General features: G+C 47.8%; 23 protein-coding genes. 7 read left to right on the top strand and 16 right to left on the bottom strand.

Annotated features, from left to right (window positions below):
• Window positions 1–35 precede the first annotated feature (35 nt).
• The 7 genes from LQ229_RS17895 to LQ229_RS17865 form a co-directional block, all read right to left on the bottom strand.
• Window positions 36–575, bottom strand: coding sequence for a hypothetical protein (locus tag LQ229_RS17895; protein WP_230192441.1), 540 nt, complete (start codon window positions 573–575; stop codon window positions 36–38).
• A gap of 80 nt (window positions 576–655) precedes the next feature.
• Window positions 656–2053, bottom strand: coding sequence for a HAMP domain-containing sensor histidine kinase (locus tag LQ229_RS17890; protein ID WP_230192440.1), 1398 nt, complete (start codon window positions 2051–2053; stop codon window positions 656–658).
• Window positions 2054–2057: 4 nt separating this feature from the next.
• On the bottom strand, window positions 2058–2771 hold the full coding sequence (locus tag LQ229_RS17885) for a response regulator transcription factor (protein WP_356711215.1): 714 nt from the start codon (window positions 2769–2771) through the stop codon (window positions 2058–2060).
• A gap of 278 nt (window positions 2772–3049) precedes the next feature.
• Window positions 3050–3898, bottom strand: a complete 849-nt coding sequence (locus LQ229_RS17880) for an ABC transporter ATP-binding protein (RefSeq protein ID WP_230192439.1) — start codon at window positions 3896–3898, stop codon at window positions 3050–3052.
• Between the two features lie 19 nt (window positions 3899–3917).
• Window positions 3918–4970 carry an NAD(P)/FAD-dependent oxidoreductase gene (locus LQ229_RS17875; protein WP_216540482.1) on the bottom strand — a complete coding sequence of 351 codons (1053 nt, stop codon included), beginning with the start codon at window positions 4968–4970 and terminating at the stop codon, window positions 3918–3920.
• Between the two features lie 49 nt (window positions 4971–5019).
• Entirely contained in the window at window positions 5020–6045 is a 1026-nt protein-coding gene (locus tag LQ229_RS17870) for an iron ABC transporter permease (RefSeq protein WP_216540483.1), read from the bottom strand.
• The gene (locus LQ229_RS17865) at window positions 6042–7103 is read right to left on the bottom strand and encodes an iron ABC transporter permease (RefSeq protein WP_230192438.1); all 1062 of its coding nucleotides are present in this window, start codon (window positions 7101–7103) and stop codon (window positions 6042–6044) included. Before LQ229_RS17865 ends, LQ229_RS17870 begins: the two co-directional genes overlap by 4 nt.
• Before the next feature lie 403 nt (window positions 7104–7506).
• On the opposite strand from LQ229_RS17865, the gene LQ229_RS17860 reads away from it, so the two are divergent.
• Window positions 7507–8484 carry an ABC transporter substrate-binding protein gene (locus LQ229_RS17860; protein ID WP_230192437.1) on the top strand — a complete coding sequence of 326 codons (978 nt, stop codon included), beginning with the start codon at window positions 7507–7509 and terminating at the stop codon, window positions 8482–8484.
• A gap of 116 nt (window positions 8485–8600) precedes the next feature.
• On the opposite strand, the gene LQ229_RS17855 is transcribed toward LQ229_RS17860, so the two are convergent.
• The 3 genes from LQ229_RS17855 to LQ229_RS17845 all read right to left on the bottom strand — a co-directional run bounded on the left by LQ229_RS17855 (window position 8601) and on the right by LQ229_RS17845 (window position 11574).
• On the bottom strand, window positions 8601–9089 hold the full coding sequence (locus tag LQ229_RS17855) for a histidine phosphatase family protein (protein WP_290370050.1): 489 nt from the start codon (window positions 9087–9089) through the stop codon (window positions 8601–8603).
• Between the two features lie 141 nt (window positions 9090–9230).
• Complete coding sequence (dhaK, locus tag LQ229_RS17850; protein WP_230192435.1) at window positions 9231–10991, bottom strand: dihydroxyacetone kinase subunit DhaK; 1761 nt, start codon at window positions 10989–10991, stop codon at window positions 9231–9233.
• A 283-nt stretch (window positions 10992–11274) separates the two neighbouring features.
• On the bottom strand, window positions 11275–11574 hold the full coding sequence (locus LQ229_RS17845) for a hypothetical protein (protein WP_230192434.1): 300 nt from the start codon (window positions 11572–11574) through the stop codon (window positions 11275–11277).
• A 639-nt stretch (window positions 11575–12213) separates the two neighbouring features.
• Here LQ229_RS17845 and LQ229_RS17840 point away from each other — a divergent pair.
• The 5 genes from LQ229_RS17840 to LQ229_RS17820 are packed head-to-tail and all read left to right on the top strand — an operon-like array spanning window position 12214 to window position 16659.
• Complete coding sequence (locus tag LQ229_RS17840) at window positions 12214–13638, top strand: PQQ-dependent sugar dehydrogenase (protein WP_230192433.1); 1425 nt, start codon at window positions 12214–12216, stop codon at window positions 13636–13638.
• Window positions 13639–13654: 16 nt separating this feature from the next.
• The gene (locus tag LQ229_RS17835; protein ID WP_230192432.1) at window positions 13655–14461 is read left to right on the top strand and encodes an ATP-binding cassette domain-containing protein; all 807 of its coding nucleotides are present in this window, start codon (window positions 13655–13657) and stop codon (window positions 14459–14461) included.
• Complete coding sequence (locus LQ229_RS17830; protein WP_216540489.1) at window positions 14461–15318, top strand: ATP-binding cassette domain-containing protein; 858 nt, start codon at window positions 14461–14463, stop codon at window positions 15316–15318. The genes LQ229_RS17835 and LQ229_RS17830 overlap by 1 nt, the downstream gene beginning before the upstream one ends.
• A 1-nt stretch (window position 15319) precedes the next feature.
• Window positions 15320–16084 (top strand): energy-coupling factor transporter transmembrane component T, encoded by a 765-nt coding sequence (locus tag LQ229_RS17825; protein ID WP_230192431.1) that lies wholly within the window; start codon window positions 15320–15322, stop codon window positions 16082–16084.
• Window positions 16081–16659 (top strand): hypothetical protein, encoded by a 579-nt coding sequence (locus LQ229_RS17820; RefSeq protein ID WP_230192430.1) that lies wholly within the window; start codon window positions 16081–16083, stop codon window positions 16657–16659. Before LQ229_RS17825 ends, LQ229_RS17820 begins: the two co-directional genes overlap by 4 nt.
• A gap of 200 nt (window positions 16660–16859) precedes the next feature.
• On the opposite strand, the gene LQ229_RS27335 is transcribed toward LQ229_RS17820, so the two are convergent.
• The 3 genes from LQ229_RS27335 to LQ229_RS17810 form a co-directional block, all read right to left on the bottom strand.
• Window positions 16860–17096 carry a transposase gene (locus tag LQ229_RS27335; RefSeq protein ID WP_356711212.1) on the bottom strand — a complete coding sequence of 79 codons (237 nt, stop codon included), beginning with the start codon at window positions 17094–17096 and terminating at the stop codon, window positions 16860–16862.
• A 140-nt stretch (window positions 17097–17236) separates the two neighbouring features.
• The gene (locus LQ229_RS17815; protein ID WP_230192429.1) at window positions 17237–17590 is read right to left on the bottom strand and encodes a type II toxin-antitoxin system RelE/ParE family toxin; all 354 of its coding nucleotides are present in this window, start codon (window positions 17588–17590) and stop codon (window positions 17237–17239) included.
• The gene (locus LQ229_RS17810) at window positions 17574–17846 is read right to left on the bottom strand and encodes a hypothetical protein (RefSeq protein WP_230192428.1); all 273 of its coding nucleotides are present in this window, start codon (window positions 17844–17846) and stop codon (window positions 17574–17576) included. Before LQ229_RS17810 ends, LQ229_RS17815 begins: the two co-directional genes overlap by 17 nt.
• Before the next feature lie 168 nt (window positions 17847–18014).
• Between LQ229_RS17810 and LQ229_RS17805 the strand changes: the two genes are divergently transcribed.
• Window positions 18015–18635 (top strand): hypothetical protein, encoded by a 621-nt coding sequence (locus LQ229_RS17805; protein WP_230192427.1) that lies wholly within the window; start codon window positions 18015–18017, stop codon window positions 18633–18635.
• Window positions 18636–19134: 499 nt separating this feature from the next.
• Here LQ229_RS17805 and ilvB read toward each other — a convergent pair whose 3' ends face one another.
• The 3 genes from ilvB to LQ229_RS17790 all read right to left on the bottom strand — a co-directional run bounded on the left by ilvB (window position 19135) and on the right by LQ229_RS17790 (window position 24436).
• Window positions 19135–20877, bottom strand: coding sequence for a biosynthetic-type acetolactate synthase large subunit (gene ilvB / locus LQ229_RS17800; RefSeq protein WP_230192426.1), 1743 nt, complete (start codon window positions 20875–20877; stop codon window positions 19135–19137).
• Window positions 20878–21656: 779 nt separating this feature from the next.
• On the bottom strand, window positions 21657–21875 hold the full coding sequence (locus LQ229_RS17795; protein WP_216540496.1) for a hypothetical protein: 219 nt from the start codon (window positions 21873–21875) through the stop codon (window positions 21657–21659).
• Between the two features lie 326 nt (window positions 21876–22201).
• Window positions 22202–24436, bottom strand: coding sequence for an FtsX-like permease family protein (locus LQ229_RS17790; RefSeq protein ID WP_230192425.1), 2235 nt, complete (start codon window positions 24434–24436; stop codon window positions 22202–22204).
• Window positions 24437–24438 lie beyond the last annotated feature (2 nt).

The raw sequence follows: 24438 nt of genomic DNA, 5'->3' as shown, positions 1-24438 counted from the left end.
TCCATCCGATGCGCTGCAATCAATCCGTTGGTTATTTATTCCTCATCAAGATCAAGCTTTCCATGGTACTCTTTCTTCTTAATTAACTCCAATTGATCATGGTTCAATCCATAAACATCCAGCCCATTTCCAGCCGCTCCTAGCGACCAGGCAAGAGCAAGCTCGGGCAGACCATCGTCATTGAAATCCGAAAATCCGGCATACTCCAACCCATATCCAAAACCTTTCACTTCCGATACGATTCGCCACTTATTGTTATCCCGTTTGAATAGCGCAGCTTTCAATACTTTTCCTGACGGATTATTCTCTTCGTATACAATCACAGCTTCATCGATCCCGTCGCCATCCATATCTCCGAATGAGATGTCCTGCCTCTCTTTGCCTTGCACGGGTACGACTAACTTAGCCTGGGCGGGCAGCAATTGAATAAGTTCATCGCTGATGCGATCGCGTTCGAGGCTGTTCACGGATAAGGGAGGCTTAATCATATCGATAGGCGTTGCCGGAATTCCGCATCCTCCGAGCATCCATACCATAGTAATCATGATCCCTATTCTACCCGGTTTATAAAGCATACTGACGATCATCTCCCCCGCATGGTTACTATATATTCTAAGGGCGCTCGGGCCCAAAGTGGTTATGAAATAGTTAAATTTCAATAATCTAAAACCGGCAGGAAAATATGAACCGTTGTTCCCTTCCCCACTGTACTGCTAATTCGCAATTCACCATGATGCAGGCGAATGATTTGATCGGATATGGCTAGACCTAACCCGCTGCCCGCGGCATGTTGATCTGCTTTATAGAATTTGTGAACAACGCGCGCCAATTCTTCCTCAGCAATGCCTATGCCCGTATCTTCAACACAAATAACAACTTTTCCTTGATCCTTGTGCGCGTGCAGAAGAATTTGACCGCCAGGGGCTGTAAATTTGAGCGAGTTGTCCAGTAAATTAATCAATACTTGCTTAAGACGGTTTACGTCGGCTTGGATAAGGGGAAGATCTTCACCCGTTTGGATTTCCAGCGAGACGCCTTGCCGGGCCGCTCTTGGACCAAGCTGCCTGCCCATATGGCGGAGCAATTCGGAAAGATCGACAGGACCAAGCTCCAAGGCGATTCTTCCATTATCCAATTTGGAAAAATCCAGCAGTTCATCAACCAAATGACTTAACCTGTCGCCCTCCGATTCAATAATATCCAGTCCTTCTTGCAATAGAAGTTTATTGTCCCTCCCACTTGATTTCAAAGTAATGACCCAGCCTTTGATCGAAGTGAGCGGTGTCCGCAGTTCATGGGAAATGGAAGAGATAAAATCGTTTTTAAGCTCTTCGCTCTTTAAGATTCTAGCAGCCATCATATTTAAAGTGTCCGCCAACGAACCCAACTCGTCTTGGTAGCGCTTTCGCACGCGTATGCTGAAGTCTCCTTCTGTCATGCGGTCTGCTCCTTGCTTGAGATCCTTAATCGATCTTGTAATCGTCCAGGACAGCAGCAGCCCGAGAACCGTAACGATGGCAATGACAAGAATCCCGACGGATATAAGAAGGACCGTAATCTGATGCAAGGTATGCAGCGTGGCCGTCAAGGAAGTGACGAACCTGACCTCGCCCAGAGTCATCCCATTTTCATGTTCTTTTAAAGGGTAAGATACGGCTAATACCGGTTCATGGGTCAGAGGATCCTTCCCCTTCCATACCCCGGGTGCGCCGCCGATCGCTGCTTGGACATCCGGATATTCCGTCATGGAGACGTTCCCTTGTAATCCGTTTGAATCCTGCAGCAGCCGGCCCGAAGGAGCAATAATCTGTACCTGCGCATCGGAATTGTGAGCGAACCCTTGCAATAACCGGTCTGATTGCGTCTCCAGATCCTCTTCATCAAAATATTGCTGAAAAAAAGAAGCTGACAGCTCTGCTTGATTATTCAGGATTCGCTCAACATTATGAAAATAATAAAACCTCACCGAGGCAATCAGAAAGATCTCGAGAATGAGGACTGTAAGGCAAATCACGACCATGTAGCTTCCGACTAGTCTTTTTTGTATACTCATGGCTCTATTCGTCTTTCCTCCAACGATACCCCAAGCCCCACACCGTCTCAATCCAATGGGGCTTGGAGCAGTCATCTTCAAGTTTCTCGCGAAGTTTGCGCACATGGACATCTACTGTTTTCGGATCGCCGACAAAGTCCTCGCCCCATACCAGATTCAATAATTCATTGCGCGATAATGCCGTATCGGGTTGTTCAAGAAACGTGCGAATCATTTGGAATTCTTTCGGCGTCAGATCGATTGCCTCGTCATGCTTGAACACTTTATTGGAATTGAGATCTACCCGAATGGGACCGGATTGAAGGATATGTCTTTGCGGTTTCAGGCTGACATCGGTACGGCGCAATATAGCATGAATACGTGCTACAAGTTCCAGAGGGTTAAATGGCTTGACAATATAATCGTCGGCTCCGATTTCAAGCCCTTTGATTCTATCAAGATCTTGTCCGCGTGCCGTTAAGAAGACAATGATGACAGCAGGATCCTTCTCTCTGATTCGTCTGCAGATCTCAAATCCATCGGTATCCGGAAGCATAATGTCAAGAACGATCACATCGGGTTGATGCGCCAAATAGCTTTTGATTGCCTCTTCTCCGGTTGAAGCTTCATGCACGATAAATCCATTATGCGATAAATTGATTGATATAAAACGTCTGATATGATCGTCATCTTCGCCGATTAATACTTGATTGCGTGTTACAGTATCCAAGATTTGCACCCCCAACACTGAATTCTTCGTAAGTCACATGCAAAAAAGACTTTGCCCGAGAAATTATAATACATTCCGTACTTTCACTCGCTGATAACAAAGTGGATGTTACTTGAAATTGATCGACTTGTCAAAAATGGCGCAGCTTTCCTATCCAAGATGAATAAAAAAGGTGTATTCCGTCCGGTCCGATCAAGAGAATGCGGAAAGCCGCCCCTTAGGCCGGGTTTACGACCTTTTGGGACGGCTCCATGACAGGCGAACCTTTTAGAGGAAATACCAATCATTTAGGCTGAAGCTTCTTTTCTCGGAGGTTCCGCAAGAGGCTGCTCTATGCTTTGGCCCGTTTCGGCTTGTGCAAGTTCGTACGGCAAGCAGAGTGGCACGCCCGTGCGCGGATCGGGGATAATATCCGCTTCGATGCCGAAGACTTCCCGTAAAACTTCCTGGGTCATCACTTCTTCTGGAGACCCTTCGCTCACGATTCTTCCCTGCTTGATCGCTACCATATGCTGTGCAAATCGGGTCGCATGATTCAGGTCGTGAACGACCATGACAATGGTTCGTTGCTGCTCCCCATTTAACTGCTGCAGCAGCTTAAGCACCTCAAGTTGATGCGCCATATCGAGATACGTCGTCGGTTCGTCCAGGAACAGCATATTCGTTCCTTGTGCAAGCGCCATGGCAATCCACGCCCGCTGCCGTTGACCACCCGACAGTTGATCAACCGGCCGATCGCTGAATGCGCCCATTCCGGTCACCTGTATGGACCATCGAATGATCTCCTTGTCTTGTTTCGTGAGCGACCCGAATCCTTTCTGATGCGGGAATCGGCCATAGGAAATAAGCTCTGAAACGGTCAGCCCCTCGGGTGCGACCGGGTTTTGCGGCAAAATCGCAAGCTGTTTGGCGACCTCTTTGGTTGGCTGGCTATGAATCGATTTGCCGTCGAGGAATACGGTTCCGGCTTGCGGCCTCATCATCCGTGCCATTGCTTTCAGAATCGTCGATTTTCCCGAGCCATTCGCACCGACAAGCGCCGTAATCTTACCTTCCGGAATCGCCAAATTCAAATTCTCTACGATGAAACGGTCGGAATACGCGATGTCTAGTTTTTCGGTATATAAGCGTTTCATTGCCTTCACCTCTCCTCTCTCATGTCGTATATAAATTTTTCATGATCTCGCGGTTTTTCTGTTGAAACAATTCGTTATGGGTAGACACCATTCCCCATGCATTCGCTTCAGGCGCAATAAATTGTTTGGCTTTATTCACCGCGTTCGCAGCATCCTGGAATGCGCCGGCAATCAAATGAAGTTTCCCATCGTGATGCAAGATATCGCCTGCCGCATACAACCCCTCTACCGATGTCTCACTCATCGCAGTCCCCGCTACGCAGTATTCATTCTCCATCGCAATTTTCAATTCGCTGTTTTCCAGCAGATCCTTATCCCGTTCATATCCGTGATTGATAATGACCTCATCGACGGCCAGTTCTATTTTCTCCCCATCCTCACTGCGATTCAACAATACTTTGTCAATCCGTTCATGATCAGGCGTCGCGACCAGCTTTTCGATCGTCGTATTGAACAAGCATTCAACCGTGCTGTTTAGCAGCCGTGTTACTTGAGCTTCATGTCCGTTCAGCATGTCTTTTCTATAAGTCAAGTAAACTTTCTTCGCAAACGGTTCCAGCTCGTTCGCCCAATCGATCGCCGCATTGCCGCCGCCTGAAATCAGAATTGTTTTCCCTTTGAAACGAGCCAATGATTTTACCGTGTAATGCAAATTGGTCACTTCAAATCGCTCGGCGCCGTCAATATTTAATTTGGTCGGTTTCAGAATACCGCCGCCTACGGCAAGAATGACCGTCTTGGAGCAATGCCGCTGGCCGGACGAAGTATGCACAATAAAATGACCGCTTTCATCTTTAGTCAGGGAAGTCACCTTTTGCCCAAGCACGACCTCAGGATCGAAGGTTAATCCTTGCGCCACGATTTGCTCAATGAATTGGGCGCCCGTGACCGGTGTCAGCCCGCCTACATCCCAGATCATTTTCTCCGGATACACATGAACTTTGCCGCCAAGAAAAGGTTGGAACTCGATGATTTTCGTTTTCATCTCGCGCAAACCGCTATAGAAAGCGGCAAACAATCCCGCAGGACCGCCGCCGACAATCGTCACATCAAAAATTTGATCCGTATTCATAGATTACCGTCTCCTTGTCATGCTTTATATCGAATAAAATTCGGATGGCCTACGCTTTCGACCGTGCCAGCAAATAGAGAAAATAAGGCGCGCCGATAACCGCGACGACGATACCGGTCGGAATTTCCGACATTGAGCGTCCGATCGTATCGGCCACGATCATGAGCAAACCGCCGGTCAATGCGGAAGCCGGAAGCAACAGCTGATGCTTCGGACCGACAAGCCGCCGCGCCAGATGCGGACCGATCAGACCGACAAAAACGATCCCTCCGCTTACCGCGACGCAGGATCCGGCCAGACCTACCGCTGCGGCAAGCAGCAGAAGCCGTTCTTTCTCAACCGGAGCGCCAAGTCCGGTAGCCGTTTGCTCGCCAAGGTTCAACACATTCATGACGCCGGCTTTGAAAAAAACGAAGGGGAGAAGCACCGCAATCCACGGGATCAGTGCGAGGACAAATTTCCAGTTCGACCCCCAGACGCTTCCTGCCAGCCAAGTGGCCACGAACTGATACTTGTCCGGATCGAGCCGCATCGTTAGCACAATCATTGCGGCGCTTATACCGGCTGCTACGGCAATTCCGGTCAGAACCAGCCGCGTCGGCGAAATGCCCTCATGACGCCTATAAGCAAGCGTGTAGATCAACAAAGCCGTTACCCCGGCCCCGGCCAAAGCGAGCACCGGAAGCAGGAATACCGGAGCCGCTGTAGTCGCCGGATAAAAGGAGATAAACAGCATGACCATGAATCCGGCTCCGGCGTTAATGCCCAAGATCCCGGGATCGGCCAGCGCATTGCGTGAAATTCCTTGCAGAATGCAACCCGATACGGCCAATCCGGCGCCAACGAGAATGGAAATGACGATCCGCGGCAAGCGGAATTCGAACAAAATAAGCCTCTGCTTCTCCGTACCCATGCCGAAAAGCGTCTTCAACACGTCCAATGGCGATAGATGAATATAGCCGGTATTCATGCTGATCATAAATGAAATGATGATAAGCGCGGCCAGAATCGCCATCACGATCAAGCCCTGTCGATGTCTTCTTTCGCCCGAAGTTAACGTTTGTGCCGTTTTCATGACAGCACCCTCCTCTCCTTGCGTACCAAATAGAGGAAGAAAGGAACCCCAATCAAGGCAATAAGAGCCCCGACAGGTATTTCATAAGGAGGATTGATCATTCTTGCCGCAAGATCGGCGAGTATGACAAGCAAGCTGCCGAGCACCGCCGAGCAAGGAATAATCCAGCGGTAATCCACGCCGACCAGGAATCGTGTCAAGTGCGGAATGATCAGACCGATAAAACCGACGGCGCCGACGACAGAGACGGCGGAACCGGCCAGAATGAGCACGATGATCGTACCTGCCAGCTTGACGAGGCGGGTTCGTTGCCCGAGACCAACGGCAACCTCCTCTCCGAGACTTAGCAAGGTAACGGATCGAGACATGATCAACGCAGCGATCATCGCTCCCGCGACCCATGGAAACATAACTTTCAGTTGGAACCATTTCGTACCCGCTACCCCGCCTGCAAACCAAAAAACGATATCCTGGCCGATGCGGAAATGAAGAGCAATCCCTTCGCTCAGCGCAGTAAGGAGCGCGGTGACCGCTGCTCCAGCCAATACCAGGCGAACGGGAGTCAAGCCTCCCTTGGCCAGCGATCCAACTCCGAACACAAGTCCGGCGCCGGCAGCGGCGCCCAGAAACGAATATAAAATGAGAAACATATACGGAAGTCCGGGAAGAAAAGCAAAGCATAACGCCAATGCAAAGCCGGCTCCGGCGTTGAGTCCGAGCAACCCGGAATCTGCCATCGGATTGCGGGTCATTCCTTGCATCAGCGCGCCTGCTACCGCGAAGCTCGCGCCGACCATCGCTCCGCCAAGTACACGCGGCAACCGAAGCTCCTGAATAACTTGATGCTGGGTTACGTCAGGATTAAATCGGAATATCGCCTCCCATACCGTAACGAACGCAATATCCGAAGCGCCGAAGGAAACGGAGAACGCAATCCCGAGCATTAGGGCAATGACTCCTCCGATCAAAATAAAGGTCGCAGCGAGCGGCCGTGTCCGCAATTTCTCCGTCTCTATAGCTGTTTCTTCCATGCCTGCTCTTTCTGTCCAGTACGACATCCCCGTTCTCCTCACCCGTATAAATCGATGTGTTCTTTATGAATTTCATGGTTCCGGGCAAAGCGCTGCGCTTCATCCCCAAACTTTTAAATGATAACGATTATCAATATCAATGAATACTATACCAGATGAACAGAAATGATTCAACATATAAGAACCAGATTCATCCATCATTTATCCGCAAATCTGCAGACATTTCTATTGCCCGGCTTCGGTCTCTTCATTGCCGCGAGAATCATTATGGCGTTAGGCGCCGGGATGGCCGCCGTTACCGAGAATAAACAAAGAATTGCAATAGGAGTTTGCTTGTATTAGAATGATCATAGTGATAATGATAATCTTTATCAATTAAAGATGCTTTATTACATATATTACAGCAATGGAGAAAAAAAGGAGCAGATTTATGAAAACCGGAAAACATGCCTATGCAATCATACTTATCGCTGCGCTTCTGCTTATTATGACAGCATGCAGCAGTTCTCAGAATCCTTCGATGTCTTCCGAACCTTCCTCACAGTCGGAAACAGCCAACGGCAGCGGCTCGTCCGCACCATCCGCCCAGCCGGAAGCGGCGACGAAAACAATCAAAGACGGCCTGGATCGGGAGGTAGAGATTCCAACAAGGCCCGAGAAGATGGTTGTGCTCGGCAACATGGGCGAAGTGCTCTCCTTGGGCATCAAGCCAATCGGCACGAACGACTACTATCTGAATAAATTCGAGCCGGAGCGAATGGCTGGTATCGCAAGTGTCGGCGGAGACGAACCCTCCATGGAGAAAATTCTCGATCTGGAGCCGGATCTGATTATTATTCCAAGCTATTTCAAACCTGAAATTGTGGAAGCATTGCACAAAATTGCACCTACCATAGCGACCAAGTGGGGACTGCTTCCGCGGGAACACTTGTCCGTTTTAGCCGAATGGTTAGGCAGAGAAGCGGAAGAACAAACTTGGCTTGCGCAATATGCCGACAAAGCCGCACAAACCAAAGAAGCGCTCAAACCGTTTCACCTTGAGGGCGAAAAGGCGATCGTTCTTCAGTTTTGGAACAAATCGATTTATCAGCATGCAACAACCGTATTCACGCCATTGTTCGAAGACATCGGCTTCATTCCTACGGATGCACAATCTAAGGTAACGGAATCCAAGGGAATCTCGGAAGAAGCGGTCGTCGATTATGCAGCCGATGCAGATCGCTTGTTCATTCTGGTAGACGGGCAGAATGATATCGATATGTATCAGCAACTGAAAGAGACCGCTTGGAAGAACATCCCTGCGGTACAGAACGATAAGGTCATGCTAGTAGAAAGCGCAAGATGGAATGATTACAGCACAGCCGCGATGGAATGGATGCTCGAAGATTTAGTCAAGTTGATCAAATAAACGCCTATTTTGCATGTACAAAGAAACCGTCTCCTCCGTATAAAGAGACGGTTTCTTTTATCATTAGTGCGCACGGCTTCTAACCGAATATAAAGTACATGGCTTCAAATTTACCTTCAAAGGCTCTTTTCAAACGTATAGATCCGTCCATTGCTGGGCTTTGTAAATTTATCCCCTATATAGCCTCGATGTAAAAGCTCCTGTCGGAGCACCGTCATAAAAGCGCCATGAGTGACAATTAAGACATTCTCATCGTTTTTGCCGCTTTCTTCTACGGTGTTCAGAAATATTTGGGCTCTTTCCATTGTGGAGTACTTCTCTTCCTGCGATGGATGGTTGATTAACCACGCAAATCTCCCCAAGATTAACCAAACATTCAAATGCAGCTTGACGTTTGAGCGAAACATGGAACGAATGGTAATTTCCCGGAGTAAATCTGTCGTAATTAACTCGCCTTTATACATCGTTTCGGCCGTTTTGACCGCTCTTTTCATATCGCTCGAATAACAAACATCCCAATGGATCTTCGTTGTTGTTATATTCGTAAGGTCAATGTCTGACTCATCATACTGTTTGACCCACTCCGAGAAATCATTCGAAGTCATCCAGTACTTCTTTGTATTGATATTCACTTTATAATGTCTCATGATCCCAATTCTCATCATTACCTCGTGGTTTCAATTCATCACTACAGGTTTCAGGGCTTCGCCAAGACATCGACCCGCCAAAATAATCGGCCGGCGCGATTATTGCATCGCTTTGGCAAGCTCCGTGAAAATCACCCCGAGCGCGTAAGCGCCCGCATCGGGATAACCGATGCTGCGTTCCCCTACGGCGCCCGCTCTTCCCATTCGGGCGACAATGTCCGCCGTTTGCCGCGCGCCGAGAACCGCCGCTTCCGCCGCCTTGGTCGCCGCCGGCTTCATCTCGTCGCCTTGTTCGGCGCTCCGCGTCCACGCATCCGCAAACGGCACAAGCGCATCGATCAACGTCTTGTCTCCGACAACGGCCCCTCTGCCGAACGATCTTTCGCCTGTGTCCTGTACCCCTTTCACGACGGCCTGCATCATATCGGCGACGTCCTGAACGGACAGTTCCTGTTTCTTCCGGGCATACTTGCCCGCCGCGCGGAACCCCGATCCCCAGATCGGCCCGGAGGCCCCGCCGCAATGCTCCATAATGATCATCGAGCATGCGTCGAGGAAATCTCCGATATCGCTAAGATGATGGGTTAGAAGATCGTTCCACTCCGCTTTCAACTGCTTGAATCCCTTGGCGACGCTCATCCCGAAATCGCCGTCTCCGGCATGGGCGTCGAGCTCGCAGAACGGAACCTCGTTCTCGATGATGACTTCGCTCATTTGATCGATCAAATAGACGATATTTTGCAAAGAAAGCCGGTTATTCCGAATGACCGCTGCCGCACGATCCGTGTTGTTTTTATACGATACGGCCCCCGCTGCCTTCTCTTCCCGCACGACCTCGGTATAATTCACCGGCTCGAACGGGCCTTTGACCGACAACGCCGGCGTATCGCATGGCGCGGACAGCCATTTCTTCAGCGTCTCATCCAGCTTCATGATCGTCACCGACGCGCCGGCCATATCGATGCTGGTCATATAGTTGCCGACAAACGCCTTGAATACCCGTTTGTTCCTGGCCGTCAATTCGCGCGTCACGGAATTGTTGAGCAAATACAGTTCCTGCAGCGGCGTGCCGCCAAACCCGTTGATCAAGACGGCAACATCTTGTTCCGCAGGATCGTTCATCCGCAAGTTGTCCAGCAAAGACGTCACCATCCGCTGCGCCAGTTCATCCGCAGGCACGACTCGCTCCCTGCGTATTCCAGGTTCGCCGTGAATGCCGACGCCGTATTCCATCTCGTCCTCTTCGATATGAAACGTCGGAGATCCCTTGGCGGGAACGGTGCAGGAAGTAAAAGCGAAGCCGATGCTGCGAACATGATTAATCGCATGCTGCGCCGCTTCCTTTACTTCCGGCAGAGACAGTCCGGCTTCCGCGGCAGCCCCGGCCACCTTATGAACGAGAACTGTTCCGGCAACCCCTCTTCTCCCTACCGTATAGAGACTGTCTTCGACGGCAATATCGTCGTCTACCTTGACATAATCCGCTTGAATGCCGTCTTCGCTGGCGAGATGGGCCGCATTTTGAAAATTCATGATGTCGCCGCTGTAGTTCTTGATAATAAGCAGCGTTCCCTTATTGCTTGCGGTGCTGCGGATCGCTTGATACACCTGGATTTGGGACGGAGAAGCAAACACATCGCCGCATACGGCCGCATCGAGCATCCCTTTCCCTACGAACCCGGCATGGGCCGGTTCATGCCCGCTTCCGCCGCCGCTGATCAGCGTCACTTTGTCGGGATGGATCTCTTTTTTGGAAATCACTTTGAATTTCGGATTGAAATCCAGCTCAGGATGCGCCAGCACAAGCCCATTGCACATTTCCCGAACCAGAGTCTCAGGTTTGTTCATGATTTTCTTCATTATAAATCTCCTTCCTTCATTTATATTGTCGGCCTAAATGACGGCGGCCATAATCGCCGCTCATTTAAAACCGAATGAATGATTCGATCTATGTTCTCCACCTCTATACCAATTGTAGAAAAAAAAGGTTTGCCACCAACCGTAAATGTACTTGTAGTAAAATCATCAGTCTTCCATAAATAAGTGTCCCTCCTAAGATATATATAATCTTGCACTGGTCTCACATAACTTGTATCAATGAACCCGAGAGTTACATGCTGTGCCCAGCGTTACAGGCAAATGTTTATTTTTCTACCTCATACCAAAATTGATATGCTTCAATATTTTCCTCCGATTTATTGCTCGCATCGAATGTTTTGAAATATTTTGCATAATACTCATGTTCGATTTCTTCGTCGTCGTCCGTATTTATGGTCAGGTGTACTGTAGATATCTCCAAATTCCATTTGATTTTGTTGGCAATCTCGTCCATATTCTCAACCGTTGCAAATTCCTTCGTTCTCGATAGAATGGCATCGATTAATTCGTCGCTCGGTTCTTCCGAAAGTTTGATTTGACAGTATAGATCCGGCCTTTGAAACATGACTTTTACTTTATTAATTTTACCCGATAGTTCTTGTATATCTTGGATATATTCCTTTGTCGGTCCTGTGTTGACGTGAACCCTCGTAGAGCATCCGCTTAGAATAACTATAGAAAAAATAATTATCAAAACAAGAAAGTTAGTTCTAATATGACTCCACTCCTTCTTAGTTTTCTCCTAATATAATAACATGGAAAACCGTGGTGCATGCATTAGCGTTGCAATAAATCTTCTAGCTTGGATGTGGTGTCATGAAAAGATAACGGATTTCCAAGGTCTTATTTTTCGAATCCCAGTCGATTTTTTGGAATTAACGGATTTTCGACCCGTTAACATATCGTGATCGGCCTGAGAATCCTTGGTTTTGTGAAATTTCTACAAAATAGAGCCCTCAAAATCCGCTAACTTCACCCAAGCAGCGGTATTGGATAAATTAAGGCCTCCAAAGTCCGTTAAGCTTTGCTCCTCCCTATCGGAATCATCGGCTTGAAATACAGTAAAGCATTCGATGCAATAAGATGCATGGGATATTTTGTTCCTGTATGGACGATGCCGTTGGACCGGGTACCCCGGGGAATAATAAACCGTTCCAATCATATTCTTTATAGAAGAAAACAATCAAAAGGAGGGTAAAGGGAATTGGTAAAAGCGAAAGTTAGTTTGCGGCCCATTGCTAGTAAGCTGAATTTACCCACTGTTTTGAAAACAACGATTCTTCCGGGTGACTCCATCGAAAGATTATTTATCGCAACCCAGGTAGGAGAGATCTTTTACATAAGGGACGGAGCAACAAGAACTTTTTTAGATATCCGCCCACGAATCATACAACTAGGTGCTTCTAGCGGCGGATATGATGAACGGGGATTGCTGGGACTAGCATTTCATCCCGATTTTTATTATAATCGTCTGTTTTATCTCCATTATTCGGTAGCCGGAACCCAAGGTCCGGGCGCTCTTCCAGGTCCTTTTGAATCTTTTAAGCCTAATCCTTGCGATCCCGAAACCTTAAACCTAAAGTGGACAAATAGAGAAACTCAATACGATCATATTGATACGGTTGAAGAATGGATTCTGCAATCGAATGGCCAACCTCGAAAACGGCGGACATTGCTGAATATAAGAAGACCCTTTTTAAACCATAATGGTGTCAATAGCTTAAACTTTTCGCCTGAAACAGGAAGACTTGTTTTGACAACCGGCGATGGCGGATCAGGCTACGATCCGTTTAATTTAAGCCAAGACGATATGGAAATCGCAGGTAAAATCATCGAAATTGATGTAGGTAGAAATACATTGATCGATAATCCGCCCATCGTTACACGTTTTCATGAGCTGCCCGAACCGATTCAGGAAACGCTTACGGTCATAGCCAAAGGGGTTCGCAATATACCAGGCATTTCATTTCAATGGTTTTATAACGAGTATATCAAATACGTGGGAAATGTCGGACAGGATCTCGTAGAGTCGATTTTTTCATTCGTACACTATAAACCAATACCGGTTACTCGGCTTGTTCAAGCATATTTCATGAATTCGGAACTTGACCAAGAAGGATTTATTAACTTTGGCTGGCGAGGGTGGGAGGGCGCTTTTCCTACCGCGACCATAACAGGCTGCTCTGCAAATTCCGCTTTGAATCGGAAAACCATTGCTTATTACGATGAAGCGATAAAAACTTCAGTACGGCGTCTTCTGCCTCTAACAAGTTATTATCATGAAGAGCCCCGTACCGATAAGTTTAAAGCAACTGCGCTTACAGGAGTCCAGCCATATATGGGAAATGCAATCCCCGCTTTATCGGGAAGCGTTGTGTTTACCGATCTGGCTCGGGACAAAGAATCTCAACTTCCGGTTAGAGGGGCTTTAGCTTATACGAGGCTAAGAACAGATTGTAAACTAAATCATTATACTATTATTGAAACCGATTACCATTTTGGGTCTCAATCCGCTTATTATGTTAGTTTGGGAACGAATCGGAATCAAACCAGACTCTATTTAGGGGTTTACGGCTCTATGAAAGTGACTGATGCTAACCAAGGGACTGTTTTTGAAATTGTTCCATGAATAGCCGGAGGGGACGATGAAAAACGTGATTTCGTTGAAAAACGTATCGTTTCGGTACGATTCGCGCCAGGATTGGGCACTTCGGGACATCAATTTAACCGTTTATGAAGGAGAATGGCTTACGATCGTGGGCGGAAACGGTTCCGGAAAATCAACGCTGGTTCGATTGATTAACGGCCTTCTTCAACCCGCATTGGGAGAAGTCGCTGTTTGCGGAATGTTGACATGCGACCCTCTGCACTTAAGGAATATTCGCCAACATGTTGGTATGGCGTTCCAAAACGCGGAGAATCAAATTGTCGGTCCGACCGTTTGGGAGGATACGGCTTTTGGCTTGCATCATATCGGCGTTTCCCCGGAACAAGCAGATGCCCGGTGCCGCTCCGTCTTGCAAATGCTTGGGCTCTATGAACGGAAAGATCATCCTCCGTATTTGCTATCCGGCGGGGAAAAACAAAAGTTGGCGCTTGCCGGAGTTCTGGCGATGGAGCCGAAAGTGATCATTGTTGACGAGTCTGCTTCCATGCTCGATTCCAAAAGCGCGCAACAAATTCATGAGATCATGTCCGAACTGCATCGCAACCAAGTCACACTTATCCAGGTGACCCATGAGGTCGAAGAGATTTTCACTGCCGATCGTCTTGTCGTTATGCAGAAAGGCATGATCCGGTTCGATGGAACGCCCCAAGCAGCGGCACGCAATTCGAGCGTTTTTACGGATTCCGGACTCCTCCCTCCGTTTTCTGTTCGAATGCGTGATGTCGCCACGCTAAGAGGGCTGAATTTACCTGCTATGAGCGAATTTGAATTCGCGGATCTGTGATGGATATTGTTGTAGAGAACGTAAATTGCATGTTGGCCGCCAGAACCCCTTTTTATCAAAAAGTCATTGATCGAATCTCGTTGCATATTCCCGCAGGGCAGTTCGTAGCGATGATGGGACCGACCGGGAGTGGAAAAACGACATTGGGACAAATGATCGGAGGCCTGATCCCCTCTCATTCAGGGGTAATAAGGATCGGACCTTACCGAGTCAATAAAAAGACCGACCGCCGCCGCCTTTGGAAAGCAATCGGATTTTTATTCCAATTCCCCGAGCACCAAGTACTCGAGGATACGGTTTTCACCCATATCGGAGCCGGACTCCATCGTTTAGGCATGAGGCGGGAATGGGTTTCCGAGCAGGTAAAACAAGCCATGGAAGCCGTGGGGTTATGCTATTCGCAATTCAAAGACCTGTCACCGTTTCAAATCAGCGGCGGTGAATTGCGACGGATTGCACTGGCGGGAGTTTTGGTTGCGGAACCGGAAATTCTTATTCTGGATGAACCGACAGCGGGCCTGGATAGCCGGGAACGGAGCAGAATGTTATCGTACATCAAGCGAATTCATGATGAGAACAAAATGACGGTTATCTATATTACTCATCGGCTTGAAGAAGCCCTCGAGTACGCTGACCGGATTCTCGTGCTGGACCATGGTCGATTGTATGCGGATTTCCACCCTTGTAAAATTCGGGATCACTGGCCGCGGCTGGAACGAATCGGTTTTGTGAAAACGCCCCTCCTCCGTTTTATCGATGCACTTGAGAAGCGGGCCGCCGAACCATTGCCCGAAAGTTTATATAAAGAAGAGCAACTGATGTCATTCATCGCTAATCTCTCTAGGGAGGACCTGTGACGTGCAATGGTTGAAGTTGCTGTCTTTAGGGCTGTCTATGAACACACGCTCTTTTTTGCAGGACTTGGACCCTCGTTCAAAACTTATTTTTGCTGCGACCTATTTATTTTTGGTTGCCTGTTCGAATGATCTAGCCAGCATGGTTTTGTATGCAATCTCCGGATTTTTAATCGTTTTCGCCGCCCGGTTGCCGCTAGTTTATTTATGGAATGGCCTGAAGGGTTTGCTCCCCCTTCTGCTGGCGCTGTTTTGTTACCACATGCTGTTAGGCGATATGAAACATGCGGCTATTCTGCCTTGCAAGTTCATTTTTTTTATCCTAACGGCTCTCGTGCTCAGTGCAACGACCGCCCCGACAAAGCTGGCAGACGGTCTGGAGGCCGTCATGCGCCCGCTTGCTCTCATACGATTTCCGGTTCATCATTTCGTCTTTATGATCTCGGTGGCCTTCCGGTTCATTCCTCTCTTTGTCGACGAAACGGATTCCATGTTGAAATCGCAAAAAGTGAAACACGCACGTGATCAAGACAAAAGGTTTCGAACAAAAATACAATCACTTCTTCAGCTTCTCGTTGCTCTGCTCGTTGCCGCGCTTCGCCGTGCGAACCAATTGGCTCTCGCTATGGACGCTCGTTGTTACTTACCGGGAAATAAAATCCGGGCACGCCGGTTGCAGTTTCGTTGGCGTGATTGGATGGTTATCTTTTCTGCGCTGGTTCTGCTTCTGATCGATATCCTGTTGAAAGGAGCAATTGGGAAACGATGAACCCGATGAAAAAATATTGGTTGAAGCCGGTATGTATAGAAGTTTCAGAGATGAACGCCCGTTTTGGAGCAGCCGAAGCTGCCACAAGAAAAATGATTACTGTCGCTTTTCTTGCCGCGCTATCCGCCATGTTCCAATCCATGGGAGGGTTACTACCGGGGATAGGCTACTTGCTTAGTCCCCTCGCCACAGCCCCCATTGTGTTAAGCACCGTCCTTTCTCTCGGTTCCGGCCTGGCCGCTTATGCGCTCGCTATGTTGCTTCTCTTTTTTATCCAACCGAGCGAACTGATCGTGTTTCCTTTCACGACAGGCATATTGGGGCTTGGGATTGGCGGTTCGCTGTTATATTTGAAAATACGTTTATCGGCGGTGATTGCCGGGTCGTTGTCTTTGTGGGCAGGAATCCTTTTGTTGCTTTACGTTTTTCGATTTCCTGTTCTAGGCCCAGCCGTTTCAACTACATTTAACCTGAGTACCATCGCAATGGTTTATGTGTTCTCGCTGTTGTACAGCTGGCTCTGGGTAGAAATAAGCAGGTATGTCATTCAAAAAACAAGCAAAGTGATTGCTTGATCCCAACTCCGATAACGAATCATATGCTTTCTTCACAATGCCGAATTCCGCCACCGGTGATGGAACTGGTTTTATTGCGCATTCGGCGCTAACGAAACTAGCAATCCTTATTCTGCTCATAATGAAGACGTCCCAATCCTAACGAAAGTACGCATCGTTATTCATTGAAAACCGGCCGTTTTACCGCCTTTTTCCCCTCATTAGCGTGCTTCAGTTTCGTTACACGAGCAACAAGGGGATTTACGGGCTATTAGCGTGCATATGTTTCGTCCCGGAATAACGAACCCTTCAACGACTTCCGGCTCACCGCCGTACTTCTTCATCCAGCCGTATAACGTATTGTCCTTGATTTTTAGTTCGCGGGCGACCTCCGCCACCGCCTTTCCGCTTTCCTTGACGTACTGAACTGTCTTTCTCTTGTACGCTTCATTATACAGGGGTTTTTCATTCTGACACAGACCTCCGATTATTCTTCATTTCTTTAGCGCCTGTGACTGAGATATTTTTTTGTTAACCGTAAACATAAAAAAAGACCGTCGATCCGAACGGTCGAATCAATCCGAGTAACTGGAATTGATTACTTGGTCACGCGTTTCCGTTTGGTGCGCGCGGGTAAAATATTGATGACATCCACAACCCGATCCTGTTCGTGAACAGCGTAATAAATTAGATAATTCAAAAACACATGCCTGCTTCTTCCATAAGTCATCCGCCGAAGCCCTTTGAAACTGCCGCGTTCAACTGCGGGACCCACGTATGGATTAAGCGCCAACAAGTTCTCTATGTAGTCGATGATTTCGATTTCCTTCGTGTACCACCATTGCAACGGTTCCGGCCCTTGTTCCGCAAAAAAACGTTCGATTCGATCCAAGCATACATCGAACTCTTCTTTAAAAATTACACGAAAGGGCCGGTTATTTTCTTCGCTCACGACGCTTCTCCTTCAGTTCACTGGCCGAGTAGCCTTTCATATCAGGATTATCCAAATAATTCTGCAACGAAGCTTTCAGTTCAGGATAATCCTCAATCTCCTGAGCCAAATCCATTTTCCCGTCATCGCCCATAGCTGGATCGAAGTTTTCCACTTCAACGGAAACCAGTTTACCATCAATCACGAAAAGGCCCGACTGCTTGCCTTCCAACGCATGTAGCAACTCTACCTTCGCTTTGTCGCTTAATGGGTTCATCCGGTTCACCTCCACTTCATTTTCACACACGATCCCTGATTCTGCTTGTTACTATCATAGCATCGACGACATGTCCTGTCGATATTCACGCCTCCTACCGAGATAAACCATCCGTCTGCCTGCTACGTTGGATCGGGCGCTCCAGTCGCCACTTTACAAAATAAATTAATGACAGATATCATTGCTCAGGACGAGGAAAGCAATATCTTGGAACACTTTATTCAGAACAAAAACAACTTGTTTAGTAGTTTCTACAAGTGTTTTTGCAAATATAAAAATGCTTATCCAGTTGAGTTTTACAAGTACTTCAAACAATTAAATGATGATTGGCATTATTATTTTGGGAAGAGCCTTATAAAAGCTCCATTCAAATCTAAGTTTCCTGCTTATGCAAATGGAGAGTATAAAGCTGAGGTAATACGTTATTCCTCCAACTTTATATCAGATGATAACAAGTCATTACTTACCGATATTGAAGAAGACAATGGAGAAATATCTTATGAAGTCTTCATATACACTCTTTATTTGCAGAAATTTCTTTCAGAAATAATAAGACATTCGAAGCCTGTATGGTGGATAAATTGTATACCTAATATTATGTATTCTCCAATTCTATCTTTTGAAAGAGGGCGTAATCGGCAAGGACTTTTTATATATCAAGCATATCTCTCTTACATCGAAAGTGTGTATGGTTCTTTAGTAGTTGCCCAACAAAGAATCTGGGCTGATACAATTATTGTTGTAGAAAATAAAGAACAAGAGAAAATCGTATGTTACAAATTACATTAACGCTAACAAAACAAGGAGGCTGTCTATTAACTGTGGACAGTTTTCTAATTTGCTTCTCAAATGCTCAGATCGATTTTCTTTTCGACAAGAGATTTACCTCTGCATTAAAAATCCATATAAGAGGGCGATTTGGAAATTAATAAAATGTGTCCACATTAAATCGACAGTCTCCAAGGTAACTCTAATTCCTTTTGTGCCGCGGTGCACTTATCTTTTACAAAATCGTTTCAATGAGTATTCGGGCTGCTTGTTTATCACTTCCTAAACTTGACTGATAATTTGACACAAGTTAAGCTCTATTTATCAGCTTCGTATATCACTTGAGTTATCTTCCATGATTATACATCTAGCAGCCAGAGGGCGGAAGCCCCGCAGCGCGAATACGTCGCTTGAACGACAGTGAAAATGCCAATTCATTCTGCAGACTTATCCTAAGATAAAACCCCTGCTGGATGAATTCTTATCCATCCCCCACAAACTCCAACTAACCCTACCGGAGTTAATGATCCGATAACTCGACATCCCCCAATATCATCTGATCTAAATTTCGTCCGCCGGGAATCATCGGATATACATTTTCATCTTTCGGCACCACAAATTCAAGCAGCACCGGTCCGGGTGTTTCCATAGCCTCTTGCCAAATTCGTCTTGCCTCCGCTTTGGTGCTTGCTCTTAACCCCTTCATGCCATAGGCTTCGGCCAATTTTACAAAATCGGGACTGCCGGCAAGGTCGATATGGCTTAAACGATTGCTGTACATGACCTCCTGCTGCTGTCTAACCATGCCCAGCACTTCATTGTTAATGACCACAATTTTCACGGGAATACGATGAATCGCACAAATCGCCATCTCCTGCGCGCACATCTGCATCCCTCCGTCGCCATTGACCGAAACAACCAGACGATTTGGATTGCCTATCTGAGCACCTATAGCGGACGGAAATCCGAAGCCCATTGTCCCAAGGCCTCCGGAAGTAATGAGGGAACGGGGATGTTTAAATTTATAAAATTGAGCCACCCACATTTGGTGCTGTCCTACATCCGTGGTGATAATCGCTTCCCCTTGCGTAGTTTCGCTGATCATTTCGATAACGAATTGCGGTTTAAGCTCCGTATCCGAATCTTTGTAGCGCAACGGATATTTTGCTTGATCCGTCTCCAACTGTTTGATCCATCTGTCCGAATTGGACGGTCGGGCTTTCGCGTTGGCACAATGGAGAAGTGCTTTCATATCGCCGACACAAGCAATATCCGTTTTGACGTTTTTTCCAATTTCGGCAGGATCAATATCGAGATGCGCGATCCGTTTGGCATTTGGGGCAAAACCGGCAATGTTCATCGTGGCTCGCTCGTCGAAACGCGAACCGATGGAAATGACCAAATCCGCATTTTGGACGGCCATATTCGCAGCATACGTACCATGCATGCCCAGCATGCCCAGCCAGAGAGGGTGGGCGCTAGGGAAAGCTCCTAAACCGAGCAGTGTTGTTGCCACCGGAACCTTCGTTTTATTGACAAATTCCAGCAACTCCATGGATGCATTGGAATAAACGACTCCGCCTCCGGCAATAATGACCGGTTTCTCCGATTCGGCAATGGCCTGAAGGAGCTTATCGATCTGCGTCTGATCGGGACTCGGAGCCGGATGATATCCGCGTAAATGCATCTCGGCGGATAACTGAAACACCATGTTTTGATTGGATACATCTTTGGGGATATCGATCAACACCGGACCTTTCCTGCCTGTGTTCGCAATGTGGAAGGCTTCGCGAACAATGCGCGGCAGATCATGCACGTCGCGTACGTAGTAGCTATGTTTGGTTATGGGCATTGTAATGCCGACAATATCCACTTCTTGAAATGCATCCGTTCCCCCTGCTGCGGTAGCCACATTCCCCGTAATGACGACAAGCGGTACGGAATCCATGTATGCAGTTGCAATGCCGGTGACCAGATTCGCCGCTCCCGGCCCGGAGGTCGCGATACATACGCCTACTTTTCCTGTCGATCGGGCATAACCGTCCGCAGCATGGATCGCCCCTTGTTCATGCCGAGTCAAGATATGTTGAAAGTCCGAATTGCCGACCATCGCATCATAGATGTAAAGAACGCTTCCGCCCGGGTAGCCAAATACGCATTCTGCCCCTTCCCTTAGCAAGCAACGTAAAAGAACTTCCGATCCATTGATCAAATGTTGTGAATCCTCAATAGACTCTCTCTCGATTTTAAAACCCTGTTCCATATAACTTCCTCCCTGAAAAAAAATGAACCCCTTCCATCCTCGGCAGACAGCATTCGACTGTCACACCTAGGGACGAAAGGGGAAGGTTTCGCGGTACCACCCTGATTTGCCGGGAACCTCGCGATTCCGGCCTCATGAGGTAAGGATTGGCCTTACCTCCAGCACGGTAACGTGTGCCATTCCGTTTGAGCCTACTCATCGAACCAACGCTTGGCTCGACCTTCGATCAAAAGCTCCGAGACGACATCTGACAAAGGTTTACGGCAAAGGTTCCAGCTTTCCCTCCGCTCTCTGGACATAAGAGCCTTCGTCATTTTTTCTCTTCATCGCTTTATTCGATTTAAAAAATAAAAACCCCTTTCATCCGCGGCAGACAGCATGCAACTGTACACCAAGGGACGAAAGGGGAAGATTTCGCGGTACCACCCTGATTTGCCGGGAACCTCGCGATTCCGGCCTCATGAGGTAAGGATTGGCCTTACCTGCGGCACGATAACGTGTGCCATTCCGTTTGAGCCTACTCATCGAGCCAACGCATGACTCGACCTTCGATCAAAAGCTCCGAGACGACATCTTACAAAGGATTACGGCAAAGGTTCCAGCTTTCCCTCCGCTCTCTGGACATAAGCGCCTTTGTAATTTTTCCTCTTCATCGCATTTTGTTTTTCATCGTAGCACAAGGCATGCAATATTTCAATCGACTTGAACAGGACCAAAAGAATTTTATGATGAATCAAAACCATTCCGTAATCCAAATCGTTTCACTTCATTGCTTGTTCTTATAGGCTTTCCGCCAAGCCCGGTTGAATCTGCAAAATCAACATCCTTTTCCCTTCCGCATCCTTCACTTTATATTCAACGAACGTCCCATTATAGTGCTCATTGAAACGTTCCTCAACAAAGATTTCTTCATACTCTTTGCCCATACCATTTCCAGAAACGAAAAGGCGTTCACCATTATAACTTAATTCCGTAACAATTGGTTCGCCTTGCTGCAATTCATACCTGCACGGTACCAATGGCGTTGCATCGAGAAATGGCGTTCCGGACCGTACGGCCGTTATTTTGCGTCAAAACCGCTTATTTGCTGTTTAGGCGGACAGTGGTTCCGTTATTCATTCCTCGAGGGCTTGTTTTTGCGCTTTTGCCGCGAATAAAGGATCGTCTGTCCGCAAACTATCCGAAATCGAGCCGTTTGTCACAATTAACGTATCCTGTGTCCGCGAATTTTGGGAGCAGGGCGGTAGAAGAAATATTTAAGATTGCTAAGAAAAGTTAATGCAACGCCAATGGCGCGGTGCGCGTGACAAAAGCGGGCATAAAGCTATTCCGTTCCCGCCTTAAGCGCGTCGCTCATGGGGATGCGGTTGATCTTTTTGCTACTCATCAGCTTGGCAAGTTCGAAAGTCAGCATAACAATGACAAAGCCCAGCAGGATATACCCAATGTTCAGTTTGGCCGGAATGGCCATCTGCAAGCTTTCGGCAAGCAACCGGTACATGGCGTTAATGGATCCCACCAAGACAGGTACGCCCAATATATAGCCGACGATGACGATCCATGTATTGCTGTTCAGGATCAGTCTGTTGATTTCCTTCTTCTTGTATCCCAGCACTTTGAGCAGCGAAATCGTTCCCTTATTCTCGTCGACCACCAGTCCTGTGACGATGTAAAGGATCACCAACCCCAGTACGAACGCCGAAACGGTCAGACCGTATATCATACCGCCCATTTGGTCAATGAAAGAGTGAAAGCTCGCTTTGATCGCCTCGATCGATTTCGTGCTTTTGATTTCATCTTGCGGAAAGCTCATTGGGACATCGCTGAAAATCCCGACATAGGTGTCCGAAGAGAAGCCCAGCATGGCATTCAACTCGGAGAGAGGCATGAAGATAAACTCCCCGCCGTAGGTGTCCGCAATGTCTTCGATCGTAATCGCATATTTCTTTCCGTCGTCATAGTTATAGAAGCTTACGGTATCGCCGATACCAAGCCCAAGCTTTTGTGCCAGCGGTACGGTGACGATCGCTTTGTCGGCAGCAAGTCTGTTGCCTTTCGCATCGTTCAAGACGATTCGGGTGGAGTTCTCGGGAATTCCCGTAACATAGAAGCTGGTTTCCGCTTCATCGTCCATGACCGCATACATCGCGTTAAATGGCTCGGTTCCTTCCGGCGGCGCCCCCTTCCGGTAATCGGTAAATACATATTCGTATTTTAAATTGTACAACTTGCTTATGCCTTCGTTCAGCATGAAATCGACCGAGCTTTTCATCGTAAGCCCATATTGCAGCAGCATGGTCGCCACAATGACGCCGAACAGCAAGAATACCGTTCTCGAAATACTTCGGAATTGCTGGCGTATTTGAAATTTCGTCGCAAATTTGAATCGATCCAGGCGAAGCGCGCGTTCGATCGCGTTGAGTTTATTGCTCTGGCCGCCCTTCATCAGCTCTGCCGGCTGAGTCTTCAGCACCTTGTTAATAACCAGGATCGTGCAAACGCCAAGCGCTGCAATCGGCAACAGCAAACTGAATAGAAAGATCCCGGGAGCATAGACTACCGGCTCCTTGGGCATCGGGAACGCCGTAAGCAGAAAGTCGAACATGGGGTTCATCGCTAACGCGCCGGCAATCGTGCCGACGATCGCGCCCGCTCCGGCTACGATCATCGGAAATGCGAGATAGTGCGCCAGAAGCTCTTTTTTCCGATAACCCAGTGCATACAGAGTGCCGATGATAACCGACTCGCGCTGAATCAGCCGCCACATCAGAATCCCCGTCAATACGCAGGTCAACAGCAAAATCACGGAGGGAACCATGATGCTTATGTTTCCGAGCAGATTGATTTCCATCGGAATATAGGACACCCTGAAATTTTTGGCGGTGCTTTCCCAATTTATAATTTTGACCCCTTGCTCCCGGACATCGTTTTTCATTGCGGTTTCCTGAGCTTTGATACCCTCGGCGTTGTTGAACTTGACGGCGTAGAAGGAAGTCGCATCGGGAACCGTTGCAAAATCGTCCTTGCCAACGACGGCCAGTCCGAAGGTTTGGGGATCGCGGATCATCTCCTCCTTGGACTTAGCGATATAGATATAGTTGGGCAACGTCATATTTCCGGCATACGTATACTCTTTTCCGCCAATGCGCAGGATGTCGCCCAATTCATAGCCGTTGGTTTTCGCAAACAGCTCGTCGAGAAGAATCTCTCCGGCGCCAAGTTGTTGGCCGCTTGTAACGGCAGGAACATTGACCTGAGCGTTGAAGCTATAAATTCTTAGGGTCTGCCCGGGATGAAGCTCATAATCTGCAACCCCGCTCTGCTCGATTTCGGCGTTGAAACGGCTCTCCATACCGGCAATATCAAGATCGGCGTCAACATAGATTTCGGCATCGCTCATCGCATGGTTGGATTTGAACGCGGAGAAGGTGTTGTCTAAATTCACGGAGACCAGGTTCATCATGACCATCAGCATGCAGCTAACGGCAATCAAAAACATGGAGCCGACATATTGCGCTTTGTTTTCCGAAATCGTTCTTAGTACTTTTTTTACCAGCATCG

Source organism: Paenibacillus sp. CECT 9249, assembly GCF_918697855.1.
Lineage (GTDB): Bacteria > Bacillota > Bacilli > Paenibacillales > Paenibacillaceae > MSJ-34.
The sequence above is the reverse complement of the archived record's forward strand: the minus strand, read 5'-3'. Positions and strand labels throughout refer to the sequence as shown.